The sequence below is a fragment of the Pseudoduganella sp. jia 9 genome, from assembly GCF_055502615.1.
On sequence record NZ_JBUPWE010000015.1, the window covers coordinates 57,179 to 71,114 of the forward strand.

General features: G+C 64.7%; 12 protein-coding genes. 6 read left to right on the forward strand and 6 right to left on the reverse strand.

What is annotated here, in order from left to right; translation table 11 throughout:
• Positions 1 to 69 precede the first annotated feature (69 nt).
• Positions 70 to 693, reverse strand: coding sequence for a TetR/AcrR family transcriptional regulator (locus tag ACY34H_RS20625; protein ID WP_464979334.1), 624 nt, complete (start codon positions 691 to 693; stop codon positions 70 to 72).
• Between the two features lie 116 nt (positions 694 to 809).
• Here ACY34H_RS20625 and ACY34H_RS20630 point away from each other — a divergent pair, with 116 nt between their 5' ends.
• The gene (locus tag ACY34H_RS20630; protein WP_464979335.1) at positions 810 to 1,565 is read left to right on the forward strand and encodes a ZIP family metal transporter; all 756 of its coding nucleotides are present in this window, start codon (positions 810 to 812) and stop codon (positions 1,563 to 1,565) included.
• A gap of 18 nt (positions 1,566 to 1,583) precedes the next feature.
• Here ACY34H_RS20630 and ACY34H_RS20635 read toward each other — a convergent pair whose 3' ends face one another.
• Both ACY34H_RS20635 and ACY34H_RS20640 read right to left on the reverse strand, forming a co-directional pair.
• Positions 1,584 to 2,126, reverse strand: coding sequence for an ankyrin repeat domain-containing protein (locus tag ACY34H_RS20635; RefSeq protein WP_464979336.1), 543 nt, complete (start codon positions 2,124 to 2,126; stop codon positions 1,584 to 1,586).
• Positions 2,127 to 2,252: 126 nt separating this feature from the next.
• A complete protein-coding gene (locus tag ACY34H_RS20640) occupies positions 2,253 to 4,118 on the reverse strand; it encodes a phosphoenolpyruvate carboxykinase (GTP) (RefSeq protein WP_464979337.1) in 1,866 nt (621 codons plus the stop codon).
• Between the two features lie 393 nt (positions 4,119 to 4,511).
• Between ACY34H_RS20640 and ACY34H_RS20645 the strand changes: the two genes are divergently transcribed.
• Complete coding sequence (locus ACY34H_RS20645; RefSeq protein WP_464979338.1) at positions 4,512 to 5,513, forward strand: D-2-hydroxyacid dehydrogenase family protein; 1,002 nt, start codon at positions 4,512 to 4,514, stop codon at positions 5,511 to 5,513.
• Positions 5,514 to 5,564: 51 nt separating this feature from the next.
• On the opposite strand, the gene ACY34H_RS20650 is transcribed toward ACY34H_RS20645, so the two are convergent.
• Complete coding sequence (locus ACY34H_RS20650) at positions 5,565 to 6,317, reverse strand: L-asparaginase (protein ID WP_464979339.1); 753 nt, start codon at positions 6,315 to 6,317, stop codon at positions 5,565 to 5,567.
• Between the two features lie 153 nt (positions 6,318 to 6,470).
• Between ACY34H_RS20650 and ACY34H_RS20655 the strand changes: the two genes are divergently transcribed.
• Positions 6,471 to 6,956 carry an asparaginase domain-containing protein gene (locus ACY34H_RS20655; protein ID WP_464979340.1) on the forward strand — a complete coding sequence of 162 codons (486 nt, stop codon included), beginning with the start codon at positions 6,471 to 6,473 and terminating at the stop codon, positions 6,954 to 6,956.
• A gap of 26 nt (positions 6,957 to 6,982) precedes the next feature.
• A complete protein-coding gene (locus ACY34H_RS20660; RefSeq protein WP_464979341.1) occupies positions 6,983 to 8,524 on the forward strand; it encodes a methyltransferase regulatory domain-containing protein in 1,542 nt (513 codons plus the stop codon).
• 15 nt (positions 8,525 to 8,539) lie between these two features.
• Here the strand turns inward: ACY34H_RS20660 and ACY34H_RS20665 are convergent, their stop codons facing one another.
• Positions 8,540 to 9,436, reverse strand: a complete 897-nt coding sequence (locus ACY34H_RS20665; RefSeq protein WP_464979342.1) for a recombination-associated protein RdgC — start codon at positions 9,434 to 9,436, stop codon at positions 8,540 to 8,542.
• Positions 9,437 to 9,706: 270 nt separating this feature from the next.
• Positions 9,707 to 10,858 (reverse strand): DNA polymerase IV, encoded by a 1,152-nt coding sequence (gene dinB / locus ACY34H_RS20670; protein ID WP_464979343.1) that lies wholly within the window; start codon positions 10,856 to 10,858, stop codon positions 9,707 to 9,709.
• A gap of 214 nt (positions 10,859 to 11,072) precedes the next feature.
• Between dinB and ACY34H_RS20675 the strand changes: the two genes are divergently transcribed.
• Positions 11,073 to 12,164, forward strand: coding sequence for a porin (locus tag ACY34H_RS20675; RefSeq protein ID WP_464979344.1), 1,092 nt, complete (start codon positions 11,073 to 11,075; stop codon positions 12,162 to 12,164).
• A 14-nt stretch (positions 12,165 to 12,178) separates the two neighbouring features.
• Complete coding sequence (locus ACY34H_RS20680; protein WP_464979345.1) at positions 12,179 to 13,930, forward strand: methyl-accepting chemotaxis protein; 1,752 nt, start codon at positions 12,179 to 12,181, stop codon at positions 13,928 to 13,930.
• Positions 13,931 to 13,936: the final 6 nt, after the last annotated feature.

Below are 13,936 nucleotides of genomic sequence, written 5' to 3' on the forward strand. Positions count from 1 at the left end.
AGGATATTTCGCACACGTGTGCGAAAATAAATCGAAAAAAGGCGGGGCACAGCCCGTCCACCCATGGTGCTATTCCACTTCGCTGAAACTTTTATAGGTTGAAATCAGGCGGTTGAACGCGCGCCCCATGCGGCGCGGCGCCGTTGCGTCACGCAGGAAACGCACGTCGTGCATCACGCCGATGATCAGGCTGTAGATCTCGAATACCAGCTGTTCGGGATCGGTATCGGGGCGCAGGTGGCCTGCCTCCATGGCTTGCAGCACGGTCTTGCGCAGCGATGCGCGCCAGCGCGCTACTCCCTGCTCCAGCCGGTCGCGCAGCGGGCCCGCCAGGTCGTCGAATTCAAAGGCGCCGGCGGTGTACAGGCAGGCGCCACGGGGAGCCTCGTCGCAGCCTTTTTTCAGCCACAGGTTGACCTGCATGACCAGCCGGGGCAATCCTTTCGGCGCCGTCATCGAGGGCAGGAACACTTCGTCCGCAAAGCGGCGATCGTATTCATCGAGCACGGCGGCCTGCAAGGCTTCCAGCGAGCCGACCCGCGAAAACACCCCGCTCTTGCTGATGCCCGTGCGCTTGGCCAGCTCGCCCAGCGACAGTTTGCCGATGCCTTCGGCCGCGGCCATGCCGATGGCCGCGTCGATGATCGTGGCAAAGGTGGTTTCGCTCTTGGCGGTGCTGTGCGGGAGTTTCATGCCGAAACTTTAGCACAGGTGTGCGAAACATCAAGCAATAATTTCGCTGCCCTGCCGGACGCCACTGTGGCTGGAATGGCCCGACAATCGTCCGTGGCCATTGTGCAAGGAAAAACATGGACGGTATTGCTTTGTGGGCCCAGGCGGGATTCTGGGGTTGCGTCGCCGGTGCGGCGCTGCTGCTGGGGGCGGCCGCCGGCTACTGGCTGCAGGTGCCGCAGCGGCTGATCGCCGCCATCATGGCGTTCGGCAGCGGTGTGCTGATCTCGGCGCTGTCGTTCGACATGATGGATGAAGCATTCCGCCAGGGTGGTTTCCAGGCCACCGCGCTCGGCTTTCTTGGCGGCGCCATTGCCTTTACGGCGGCCAACCGGGTGCTGTCCTCGTACGGCGCCAAGCACCGCAAGCGCTCCAGCGGGCGGCAGGCCGACGAAGGCAACGGTCTTGCGCTGGCGGTCGGCGCGCTGATGGACGGGATACCGGAATCGATCGTCATCGGCCTGTCGCTGCTGAAGGGCGGCGCGGTCAGCACGGTCACGGTCGCAGCGATTTTCCTGTCGAATATCCCGGAAGGGCTGTCCAGCGCCGCGGGCATGAAGCGGGCCGGCCGTTCGATGCGGTATATCTTCGGCATCTGGGGTGGCATCGCCCTTGCCTCGGGCGCCGCGGCGCTGGCCGGCTATACGGTGTTCCAGCGCTTTTCGCCAGAAGTGGTGGCAGCCACCACGGCGGTGGCTGCCGGTGCGATCCTGGCGATGCTGGTGGACACGATGATCCCCGAAGCCTTCGAGGAGACACACGATTTCGCCGGCCTCGTTACCGTCGCCGGTTTCCTGGCCGCCTTTGCGCTTTCCAAGCTGGGCGGCGCATGAGACGGCACGATCCGCCGCTTATCGCGGCGGCAATGCCTCCAGCAGCGCGGCGGTGTCGGCAGCGCCCATTTTCCGGGCCGCGTCCAGGGCCGAGACGCCGGCGGCATCGACCGCGAACGGATCGGCGCCCCGCTCGAGCAGCAGCCGGGCAATCTCGACGCGATTGAACATGGCTGCAAACATCAGCGGCGTCTTGCCGTCGCGGCCCGGGCCGTCGGCCTGGGCGCCATGCTCGAGCAGCAGCGTGGCGATTGCCAGGTCGCCCTTGAAGGCGGCACCCATCAGCGGGCTCTGGCCGGCGTCATTCTGCAGTTCGGGATCGGCGCCCTGTTCGAGCAGGGCCCTGGTCGTGTCGGGATGGCCGTTGTAGCTGGCCAGCATCAGCAGACTGTCGCCCCGCTCGTTGCGCAGGTTTGCCGGCATGCCCTGCCCCAGCAGCGTGGCCAGCGCATCCGTTTCGCCACCGCGGGCCATCTGGAACACCTTGCGTGCGAAGGCAAGGGTATCGTCGTCGAGTGCATTGGCGTCCGCGGGTGGGGGGCTGGATTCAGGACCGTGCATGCTTGCTCCGTATGGTTGATTGCCTGCCGCATCTTACCGGCGGGCGCCTGAAAAAAAAAGCGCAAAAAAAGGCGCGCACCTCGCGGCGCGCGCCCTTCCTCTGTCAGCTTTGCAACCGGTGGCTGATTACACGCCCAGGCGCTGCTCCAGTTTCGCCTTGTTGGCCAGCAGCTCTTCCGGCAGGCGATAGGCCAGCTTGTCGAACAGTTCGGTATGCAGCTTCAGCTCTTCGCGCCAGGCATCCTTGTCGATCGACGTGATCGTCTCGAACTCTTCCGGCGAGAACGGAATGCCGTCCCAGTGCAGGTCGCCGTAGCGCGGCGTGGTGCCGAACAGCGTTTCGATGCCGCCGGCCGTGCCTTCGATGCGTTCCAGCATCCACTTCAGCACGCGCATGTTGTCGCCGAAGCCAGGCCACACGAAGTGACCGTGCTCGTCGGTGCGGAACCAGTTGACGCAGAAGATCTTCGGCAGCGCAGCCGGGTTGGCGCCGGACACTTTCTTGCCCAGGTCCAGCCAGTGCTGGAAGTACTCGCTCATGTTGTAGCCGATGAACGGCAGCATCGCGAACGGATCGCGGCGCACCACGCCCATCTGGCCTGCGGCGGCGGCGGTGGTTTCCGAGCCCATCGTGGCCGCCATGTACACGCCTTCGACCCAGTCGCGCGCCTCGGTGGCCAGCGGCACCGTGGTCGAGCGGCGGCCACCGAAGATGAAGGCCGAGATCGGCACGCCGGCCGGATCGTCCCAGGCCGGGTCGATCACCGGGTTCTGCACGGCGGACACGGTGAAGCGCGCGTTCGGATGCGCGGCCTTGGTGCCCGATGCCGGGGTCCAGTCCTTGCCCTGCCAGTCGACCAGGTGCGCCGGTGCTTCCTTCGTCATGCCTTCCCACCACACGTCGCCGTCGTCGGTCAGCGCCACGTTGGTGAAGATGACGTTTTCCTTCAGCGAAGCCATGCAGTTGAAGTTGGTTTTTTCGTTCGTGCCCGGAGCCACGCCGAAGTAGCCCGCTTCCGGGTTGATCGCATACAGGCGGCCGTCGGCGCCCGGCTTGATCCAGGCGATGTCGTCGCCGATCGTGGTGATCTTCCAGCCCTTGAACGTGGCCGGCGGGATCAGCATCGCGAAGTTGGTCTTGCCGCAGGCGGACGGGAACGCCGCCGCGACGTAGTGCTTCTTGCCTTCCGGCGATTCCACGCCCAGGATCAGCATGTGTTCGGCCAGCCAGCCCTTGCCGCCCTGCTGCGCTTCCTGGTAGCCCATGTTCGAGGCAATGCGCAGCGCAAAGCACTTCTTGCCCAGCAGCGCGTTGCCGCCGTAGCCGGAACCGTAGGACCAGATTTCACGGGTTTCCGGGAAGTGCACGATGTATTTGGTCTTGTTGCATGGCCACGGCACGTCCTTCTGGCCAGCGGCCAGCGGTGCGCCCACGGTGTGCACGCACGGCACGAAGTCACCGTTCTCGCCCAGCACGTCGTAGACGGCCTTGCCCATGCGCGTCATGATGCGCATGTTGACGGCCACGTATGGCGAGTCGGACAGTTCCACGCCAATGTGCGCGATCGGCGAGCCCAGCGGGCCCATCGAGAACGGCACCACGTACAGCGTGCGGCCGACCATGGCGCCGTCGAACAGGCCGTTCAGCGTGCCGCGCATTTCGGTCGGGGCGATCCAGTTGTTGGTGGGGCCGGCGTCTTCCTTCTTTGCCGAGCAGATGAAGGTGCGGTCTTCGACACGTGCCACGTCGGTGGGGTCCGAGCACGCCAGGTAGGAATTCGGCCGCTTGGCCTCGTTCAGTTTTTTCATCGTGCCCGCGGCCACCATCTCGGCACACAGGCGGTCATACTCTTCCTGCGAGCCGTCGCACCAGTAGATGCGGTCGGGCTTCGTCAGCGCGGCCACTTCGGCCACCCAATTGATCAGCTTTTGATGTTTGATGTAAGCTGGTGCGTTCATTGCGGCAACGCCCTCCATCAGGGGTTGGTTCATGGTACTACCTCCAATGCCAATAAAGAATTCTGTCTCGTCCCGCGATGTTGTCCCGGCGGCAGGATCGTCGTCAGCTTTTGGCTAGTTCGCTCGGGCCACATTCACAAGGGAAGAATGCGCGGCGGAGTACGGCGGTCTGTCGGTGCGCCCATTGCAGATCAGCAAAATCAGCAAAATCAAGGCGCGCTCCTGGTGCGATTGTGAGCGCTACAACAGGAGAAGGAACGGCCGGAGCACATCTATGCGCTCAACGGCGTGATCGATTGTACACCTGCCTAAAACGCTTTCCGACAAAAATGTAGGAAAAATGGTTGACTAAAGTAGTAAGCTATTCGAGATATTCACAATCTCGTTAACTGGCTACTAATTCAAAAGGAATTTCGTCTAACTCTCATGAAAATTGCCATACTCGACGATTATCAGGATGCCGTGCGCGAACTGGACTGCTTTGCGCTTCTCGACAGTCATGACGTAAAAGTATTCAATCACTCGACACGCGGCCTTGGCCAGCTGATTGCCCGGCTGGCACCGTTCGACGCGCTGGTGCTGATCCGCGAGCGTACCCAGCTCAACCGCGCACTGCTGGCCAAGCTGCCAAACCTCAAATTGATATCGCAAACAGGCAAGGCGAGCGGGCACATCGACGTGGCCGCCGCCACCGAATACGGCATCGCAATCGCCGAAGGCACCGGTTCGCCGGTTGCACCTGCCGAGCTGACATGGGCGCTGATCATGGCCGCCCAGCGCAAGATCGTGCCGTACGCTGCAAACCTGAAGGAAGGCACGTGGCAAACCGTATCGACCAGCCAGCCCTTCAATACGCTCGGCACGGTACTGAAGGGCCGCACGCTGGCCATCTGGGGATACGGCAAGATCGGCAAGCTCGTGGCCGGTTACGGCAAGGCATTCGGCATGGACGTGCTGGTCTGGGGCAGTGACGGCAGCCGCGCCGCCGCGGCTGCCGATGGCTGGCGCGTGGCATCGTCCCGGGAAGCACTCTTCGAAGAGGCGGACGTGCTGACCCTGCACCTGCGCCTGGCCGAAGCAACGCGCGGCATCGTCACCGCGGAAGACCTGGCCCGGATGAAGCCGACCGCGCTGTTCGTCAACACCAGCCGCGCCGAACTGGTGGCCGAGGGCGCGCTGGAAGCGGCGCTGCGTTCCGGCCGCCCCGGCGGCGCCGCGCTGGACGTATTCGACAGCGAACCGCTGCCCGCCGACTCCATCCTGCTGCGCATGCCGCACGTGCTGGCCACGCCGCACCTGGGCTATGTGGAGAAGGACAGCTACGAGCTGTACTTCGGTCACGCGTTCCGTAACCTGGTGGATTTTTTCGAAGGCGAATGCCGGACGATCCTGAATCCGGGCTACCGGGCCAACGTGCGTGCAGGGTAAAGGCTGGGTTCAGCCAAGGTCGGCCAGGTCGGCTGAGTTCGGCAGACCGGGTCAGGCCTCGGGAATGCCGGTGAGATTGATGCGCGGCGCCGGCATCGCATGCACCTTCGACCACAGCCCGGCCCAGCCGGGTGGCCAGCCGATGGCGGGGCCAGTGTACGGCGCCAGTCCGGCACGCACGGGGACGACAGGTACCGGCGGCATGTCCGTCAGCGGCGCGCCGCGCGGGCGCTGCATGTCGAGGCTGTACATGTAGCCCGGCAGCAGCGCATCGCAGACCCTGGCGAACCAGGCGGTGTGGTCTTCGTCGCGGCCCAGCGCCTGCGCCAGGCCCTGCGGATCGAACTTCGCCAGCGCGTGGATCAGCTCCTCGGTGGAGGCGCCGGGCGAATCGCCCCAACCCATCACGGGATTCACGTTGTAGTCGGCCCCCGAGCCATACCAGCCCTCGCGCCAGGAGCGCTGCATCCAGTCGCGCTGCCTGGTAAACATGTGCCAGCGCCAGTGCAGGCCGGAAGGCTTCGGCCACGAATACAGGTACAGCCTCTGGTAGCCGGCCTGGTGCAGCGCCCGCACCATCGCCATCAGGCGCGCGTGCGGCATGCGGTCCGGCGGGGCACGGCGGAAAAGGATGGCTTCGCCGTCAGCGAATTGCACTTCGTCGGAGGAAAGATTCAGGTCGAGCGTGCGCGCTTCGCTGCCGAAGCGCGCCGCGATCCAGCCCGTCAGCAAATTGACGGCCGTGATCACGCCATAGCCGCGATGGCGGTGGAAGATGACGGTTCCCGGGGCGAGCGCTTTCACGGACATGGCGAAGGGGGCAAAAAATCTAGTGTACTCAACGACGTGCCATCTTGCCAGACGAGTACAGATAAACTTTTTTGTTGACGTTTTGTTGACGTTTCTGCGTACGCGCAAGCTATCATTGGATTTTTCTGCAACCTTTTACGAAACACCATGACTTTGCGCATCATCGCCACGGGCGGCACCTTCGACAAGCATTACAACGAACTGAACGGCACGCTGGGCTTTGCCGACAGCCACCTGCCCGCCGCCCTCGCCCGTGCCCGCATTACCGCACCCGTCGAGCTGGAACTGCTGCCGCTGCTCGATTCGCTGGACATGCAGGATGCTGACCGTGAACGCGTGCTGGCCTCGTGCCAGGCCGCGCCGGAGCGCGCCATCGTCATCGTGCACGGCACCGACACGATGAAGGAAACCGCCGCCGTGCTGGGTCCCGCCGCGCTGGACAAGACGATCGTCTTCACCGGCGCGATGATTCCCTACGAAATCGATGGCTCCGACGCCCTCTTCAACCTGGGCTTCGCCTGCGGTGTCGCGCAGGCACTGCCGGCTGGCGTATACGTGGCGATGAACGGCCGCATTTTCGCGTGGGACAACGTGCAGAAAAACCGTGCGGCAGGCGTCTTCCAACCGATGTAGTACTTCCACACCTGAAAGGAAAGTGCATGCCCGAATGGTCCGCCGGCTACGTGGCCGACATTGGATATACCTACGGTACTTACTCCGAACTCAATCCGCACCGTCTTCAGCTGGCGTTCCTGACGGCCGGGCTGGCGCCACCGAAAGTGGCTACCGCGTGCGAACTGGGCTTTGGCCAGGGCCTTTCCGTAAACATCCACGCCGCGGCGTCGGACGTGGCCTGGCATGGCACCGACTTCAATCCCTCGCAGGCCGGCTTCGCCCAGGAACTGGCTGCGGCTTCCGGGGCGCAGGCCCGCCTGCATGACCAGTCGTTCGCGGAATTCTGTTCGCGCGAGGACCTGCCGGATTTCGACTTCATCGGCCTGCACGGCATCTTCAGCTGGATCTCGGACGAGAACCGCGGCATCGTCGTCGACTTCATCCGCCGCAAGCTGAAGGTCGGCGGCGTGCTCTACATCAGCTACAACACGCAGCCCGGGTGGGCCGCAATGGCGCCGGTGCGCGACCTGCTCAACGAGTACGCAAATACCATGACCCCGGCCGGAGCCGGCTCCGTCGGGCGGGTGGACCAGAGCATCGCATTTGCCGAACGCCTGTTCGCCACCGATCCCTCGTTCCTGAAAGCAAATCCGCGCATCGCCGCGCGCTTCGACAAGCTCAAGACGCAGAACCGTTCCTACGTGGCGCATGAATATTTCAACCGCGACTGGATGCCATTCTCGTTTTCGCAGATGGCCACGTGGCTGGAGCCAGCCAAGCTCGGCTACGCATGCTCCGCCCACTACCTGGACGGCATCGACGCCATCAACCTGACAGAAGACCAGCGCAAGCTGCTGGGCGAGATCGCCGATCCGGTGTTTGCGCAGACGGTGCGCGATTACATGGTGAACCAGTCGTTCCGGCGCGACTACTGGGTGAAGGGCGCACGCCGGCTGGGCGGCATCGAGCGCGACGAACAATTGCTGCGCATGCGCGTCATCCTGACCACGCCGCGCGCCGATGTCCCGATGAAAACAGCGGCCGGGCTCGGCGAAGTGACGCTGCAGCCGCAAATCTACGATCCATTGCTCGATTTCCTGGCCGACCGCAAGCCGCACACGGTCGGCGAACTGTTCGAATTCCTCCGCGCGCACCACGGCATGACACCGCAACAAGTCATGCAGGCCGTAACAATCCTGGTGGGAATGGGGCAACTGTCGGTGATGCAGACCGATGCGGTGATCGCGCACGCGACACCGGCGGCACAGCGCCTGAACCTGCGGCTGTGCGAACTGGCTGTCTCGAACGCGGAGCTGCAGTGGCTGGCATTACCGGCAACCGGTGGCGCGTTCCTGGCGGAACGGTTCCACCTGCTGTTTCTGCTGGCACGCGCACGGGGCGGCAAGGACCCGGAAGCGTGGGCCGGATTCCTCAACGGGACCCTGGCACGCCAGGGCCAGCGCCTTGTGGTGGACGGCAAGCCTGTGGAGACCGACGAGCAGCAGCTGAACGAGCTGGTGAACCGGGCGGTGAAGTTCCGCGATAAGGTCTTGCCGCTGCTGATACAGCTGGGGGCCGTGGCCTGAGCCACGGCCGGTGAATCAGGCGGTGGCTTCGCCGCCCAGCGCTTCGACGACGTCCTTCAGCAGCTGCGACAGCTCGCCTGTCATCAGCATGAAATCGCCGTCGAAACGCTCGTCGTCATTGCGGGTGACGGCATCGTTTTCCTTCAGCACGTCGAGCGGCTTGATGCTCTTGATGGCCAGCGACTCGGTCAGCACGAACGAGATCTTGCTCTCCCACGTCATGGCCAGGCGCGTGCACTGCTTGCCGGCCGCAATGTGGCGGCGCACTTCCTCGGGCTCCAGCGTGTGGCGCACGTAGCGCACGGCGGCCTTGCTTTCGCCGGTGGCGCGCAGCTCGGTATCCATGTCGACGGTAAAGCCGGCCGGCGCTTCGTCTTCCTGCAGCCATGCCGTCATCACGCCCACCGGCGAGCGCTGCACGCGCAGGCTTTCCAGCGGCAGGCGGTCGACCGCCTTCAGCAGCAGCTTGATCACGTCGTCCGCCTTGGCCGGGCTGGCGGCATCGACGACCAGCCAGCCGTTGACCGGATCGATCCACGTCCACACATTGCTGCGGATCGTGAACGCGCGCGGCAGCAGTTCGTCATGCACGCGCTCCTTCAATTCCTTCATCGCCTTCTTGCCGGGAGCGAAACCTTGCTGTTCTTCCATCTCGGCGGCGCGGGCCTTCGCCACCTGGTTGACGACGGTCGACGGCAGCAGTTTCTTCTCGGTGCCCAGCAACAGCAGCATCTGCTGGTTCACCACGTGCACCAGCGAGCCATTGCCGCGCGGGGAATCCCAGCCCTGGCGCAGCATCTCGTTGCTGCTGGCCGGCGTGAACGAATGGGGACGCAATGCTTCGTCGAGTTTTTCGGGAGCGAATGCCCACGGAGCGGGCAGTCGGTAGATCTGTAGATTCTTGAACCACATGCTCAAATGACCTTGTTTTACGCGTTGCAAAGCTCAGCATTTTACACCCGGCCCGGCGGGCGGACTACCGCGATCTTTTCGATTTCATGCGCCTCCCTGGCTGTAATAACCCTTCCAGGGGGAAACTGCATGCGCACTGGATCGAAGCGGCAGAGGACGAGACACAAACAGTCCAGGGCAGCGATACGGTCTGTACGCTGGCAGGTGAATTGACCGGCTTTGTATGAACCGGTGCTGTCGAACCTGCGCATCGCGCCGATCCCGTAGCACTCACATGGGAAACAGCTCCCCCTGCTCCCCCGCCCGGTAGCGCCCGGCTTCGTCGAGCGGCACCAGCGCACTGACCCTTACCCCCAGCAAGCGCAGGCGCTGATCCAGCGGCACGCGCCGCAGGCATTCGCCGGCGGCACGCCGGATCGTGGCGGCGTCGGCGGTCGGCGACGGCAAGGTCACGTCGCGTGTCACGGTGCGGAAATCGGCATAGCGCAGCTTGATGCCCACGGTGCGGCCGGCAAAGCGCTTGCGGTGCAGGTCGTCCGACAGCTTGGTGCACAGCCGGGTGAATATCTCGGACAAGGCGTCGCGGTCGTGCTTGGCATGCAGGTCGCGCTCGAACGTGGTTTCGCGGCTCACGCCCTTCGGGTCGGAGCGCGTCACCACCTCCCGCTCGTCGTGGCCATGCGCCACGCGGTGCAGCCATTCGGCGGAATTGAGGCCGAAATGCTCCTGCAGCAGCTTCGGGTCGGCCTGGGCGAGCTGGCCGACGGTCTCGATGCCGAGCGACGTCAGCTTCGCATACGCCTTCGGGCCGATCCCGTTGATCTTTTTGGCCGACAGCGGCCAGATCCGCTTCGGCACATCCTCAAGCGTGATGATCGTCAGGCCGTCGGGCTTGTCCAGGTCCGAGCTGATCTTGGCCAGCAGCTTGTTCGGCGCGATGCCGATCGAACACGTCAGTCCGGTCGCTTCCTTCACGGCCTCCTTCAGCCGCATGCCGAGGGCGCGCGTCTCTTCCGGGTGGCCGGTCAGGTCGAGGTAGATCTCGTCGATCCCGCGGTCTTCGATATCCGGCACGATCCCGGCCACGGCCGCCTTGAACAGCCGCGAATAGCGCTTGTACGACTCGAAGTCGGTCGGCAGCAGGATCGCCTCCGGCGCCAGCGCCGCGGCCTTCATCGTGCCCATCGCGGAAAACACGCCCAGCGCGCGCGCTTCATAGGTGGAGGTGGTGACGACGCCGCGGCCGGCGTAATCGCGCAGCTTTGAAAAGCGGCGCGTGCCGTCCGGCTGCAGTACCGGCTGGTGCCGCGAACCACCGCCCACCACCACCGGCTGCCCGCGCAATTCCGGATAGCGCAGCAGTTCGACCGACGCGAAAAACGCATCCATGTCGAGGTGGGCAATGCGGCGCGGCGGAACCATGGCTTGTCGGAGGCTTGGGCTAAACGGATACTGGGATTATATACAGTGCACGGCAGCGCCCGCCAGCACCGCGCCGCATTGTCTTATTTTGTTTATTTTTCAATCACTTAGCGTGCATTTTCATCCATCGTATTTACGCAACAGCAGGGGTGCGCAGGTATCGTGCGCGGGGAGAAGGCGGGTACCATCGGTTCTTTCAACCAGTCACGTGAACATGACGCCCCACTTCCGTCTTTATTGCTGTGTTTCCCTGCTTGCCTGCACCCTGCCCGCCACGGCGCAAACTGCCATCACGATCATGGGTGGCGTCGATGCCTTCGTGGGCTCGATGAAAAACAGCGGCGATGCCGGACGCACCACCGTGCTGGGCAGCGGCGGCATGACCACCTCCTGGTTCGGCTTGCGCGGCAAGGAAGACCTGGGCGACGGCCTGTATGCGGAGTTCTACCTGACCGGATTTTTCCAGGCCGATACCGGCGTGTCCGGCCGTTTCGCCGGCGACAACCTGTTCTCGCGCGACGCCAACGTGGCACTCGTCGGCCGCCTCGGCCGGCTGCAGGTGGGCCGCGCCTCGGCGCCCAGCTTCCTGCCGAACATCCTGTTCAACCCGTTCGGCGATTCGTTCACGTTCTCGCCGCTGGTACTGCATTCCTACGTGCCCACCGGCCCGTTCGGCGCGCGCACCTGGGCATCGACGAACGCCGCCGACAGCGGCTGGAGCAACCAGGTGGTGTACACCACGCCATCGTTCGGCGGCCTGCGTGCCGGCCTGCACTACCAGGCCGGCGAACAGGGCGGCAACTCGGACCGCAACAACCTGGCCGTCAGCACGATGTACAACAAGGGCCCGCTGGCGCTGACGGCATTCGTGCATCGGGTGCGCGTCAGCAACCCGAACTCCGGCCTGCCCATCATCGATGCCACGCGCGCCCCGGTGAACTACGCGCTGCTGGACGAACAGCGCGCTCTGTTCGTCGGCGCTACCTACGATTTCACGCGCATCAAGCTGTATGGCACCTGGCAGCGCACCGTCAACGACGCGGCCGGCACCGAAGGATTGCGCGACCGTACCGTCAGCCTGGGCTTCGCGATGCCGGCCGGCCCCGGTGCCGTGCTGTTCGACGTGGCCGATACGCGCCGCAGTGGTACCCTGTTCGGCAACCAGCGTTCGCGTCGCACGGCATCGCTCGGCTACGACTACCGGCTGTCGAAGCGCACCGATTTCTACACGGTCGCCATGCGCGACCGCATCACCACGCTGCCATCCGCCATGAGCTATGGCGCCGGCGTACGCCATTCATTCTGACCAGGGGACTGATCTTGACTCTTTCCAATATGCGTATCGGTGCCCGCCTTGCCCTCGGCTTCGCGGTGGCCATCGTCATCATGCTGATCATGTCGCTGGTCGGCATCAGCCGGATCCAGGAGGTGGCGGGGCGTACCGACCAGCTCGTGAACGACCGCTATGCCAAGGTCACGCTGCTCAACAACATGCGCAGCCAGGTCAACCGCGGTGCGCAGGCGGTGCGCAACGCGATGCTGACGCCGGACGCGGCGCAAACCGAGGACTTCCTGCGCCAGATGGCGGCGGCCGACGAAGCCGGCGGCGTGTCCGCGGCGGAGATGGCCAAATCGGACCTGACGCCGGACGTGCGCGCCGTCTTCGACCAGCAGAACACCGCCTATTTCGCCTACAAGGAGCGGCTCGACAAGGCGGTCGCCCAATTCCGCGGCGGCGACCGCGAAGGCGCCGTGCAGGCCATGTTCGCCAGCGTGATCCCGGCGCAGACGGTGTACTTCCGTCACCTCGACGAACTGCTGAAAGTGCAGAGCGACCTGATGACGCGCGATGCGCAGGCCGCCACGGCGGCGGCAAGATCGGCGACCACGCTGATGATCGTGCTGCTGGTGCTGGCCACGATCGTGTCGGCGGTGATCGGCTGGCTGATCACGCGCTCCGTGACCGGCCCGGTCGACGAAGCGGTGCGGGTTGCCGAAACCGTGGCCTCCGGCGACCTGACGGCGCGGATCGTCACGACCCGCAACGACGAGATGGGCCGCCTGCTCGGCGCGCTGCGCGACATGACGGCGGCGCTGACCGGCACCGTGCGCACGGTGCGCGACAGTACCGACACGATCAATACCGCGGCAGCCGAGATTGCCAGCGGCAACATGGACCTGTCCAACCGCACCGAGCAGCAGGCCGCCAGCCTGGAAGAAACCGCATCGTCGATGGAGGAGCTGACCTCCACCGTGCAGGCCAACGCGGAAAACGCGCGCCAGGCCAACCAGCTGGTGGTGTCGGCGGCCAGCCATGCGAACGAAGGGGGCCAGGTCGTCAGCCAGGTCGTCGAGACGATGGGTTCGATCAAGGAAAGCTCCTCGAAGATCGTCGACATCATCGGCGTCATCGACGGCATCGCTTTCCAGACCAACATCCTGGCGCTGAATGCCGCGGTGGAAGCGGCCCGCGCAGGCGAACAGGGCCGCGGCTTCGCCGTCGTGGCATCGGAGGTGCGCAACCTGGCACAGCGCTCGGCAAGCGCGGCGCGCGAGATCAAGGAACTGATCAACGACTCGGTCGAGAAAGTGGACGCCGGCAGCCGGCTGGTCGACCAGGCCGGCACGACGATGGACCGCATCGTGACCTCGGTCCAGCAGGTGGCCGACATCATGAACGAGATCGCGTCCGCCAGCCAGGAACAGAGTTCCGGCATCGCGCAGGTGAACACCACGATCACCACGATGGACACGGCCACGCAGCAGAATGCCGCGCTGGTCGAGGAAGCGGCCGCCGCCGCGGCCAGCATGCGCGAACAGGCGCAGCGGCTGGTGGCCGCGATCGCCGTGTTCCGCATCGACGATGGGGCCATGGCGCCGGCGTTCCCCGCACCCGTGCATTCGCCCGCGCATGCGCCGGCGGTTCCAGCCGCCTCCGCGGTGGCGCATCCGCCTCACCCGAGGCTGGCGGGCAAGCCACCGGTGCAGGCGCGCACCGGCGCCGGCCGGAGTAATGCAAAAACACCGCCCGCTAAAAAGGCGCCGGAGGGCGACGACTGGGAGGAGTTCTAAGCCAGC

Coding starts and splice junctions, on each gene's coding strand:
- ACY34H_RS20625 (WP_464979334.1), bottom strand. CDS start 693: ATGAAACTCCCGCACAGCACCGCCAAGAGCGAAACCACCTTTGCCACG.
- ACY34H_RS20630 (WP_464979335.1), top strand. CDS start 810: ATGGACGGTATTGCTTTGTGGGCCCAGGCGGGATTCTGGGGTTGCGTC.
- ACY34H_RS20635 (WP_464979336.1), bottom strand. CDS start 2,126: ATGCACGGTCCTGAATCCAGCCCCCCACCCGCGGACGCCAATGCACTC.
- ACY34H_RS20640 (WP_464979337.1), bottom strand. CDS start 4,118: ATGAACCAACCCCTGATGGAGGGCGTTGCCGCAATGAACGCACCAGCT.
- ACY34H_RS20645 (WP_464979338.1), top strand. CDS start 4,512: ATGAAAATTGCCATACTCGACGATTATCAGGATGCCGTGCGCGAACTG.
- ACY34H_RS20655 (WP_464979340.1), top strand. CDS start 6,471: ATGACTTTGCGCATCATCGCCACGGGCGGCACCTTCGACAAGCATTAC.
- ACY34H_RS20660 (WP_464979341.1), top strand. CDS start 6,983: ATGCCCGAATGGTCCGCCGGCTACGTGGCCGACATTGGATATACCTAC.
- ACY34H_RS20665 (WP_464979342.1), bottom strand. CDS start 9,436: ATGTGGTTCAAGAATCTACAGATCTACCGACTGCCCGCTCCGTGGGCA.
- dinB (WP_464979343.1), bottom strand. CDS start 10,858: ATGGTTCCGCCGCGCCGCATTGCCCACCTCGACATGGATGCGTTTTTC.
- ACY34H_RS20675 (WP_464979344.1), top strand. CDS start 11,073: ATGACGCCCCACTTCCGTCTTTATTGCTGTGTTTCCCTGCTTGCCTGC.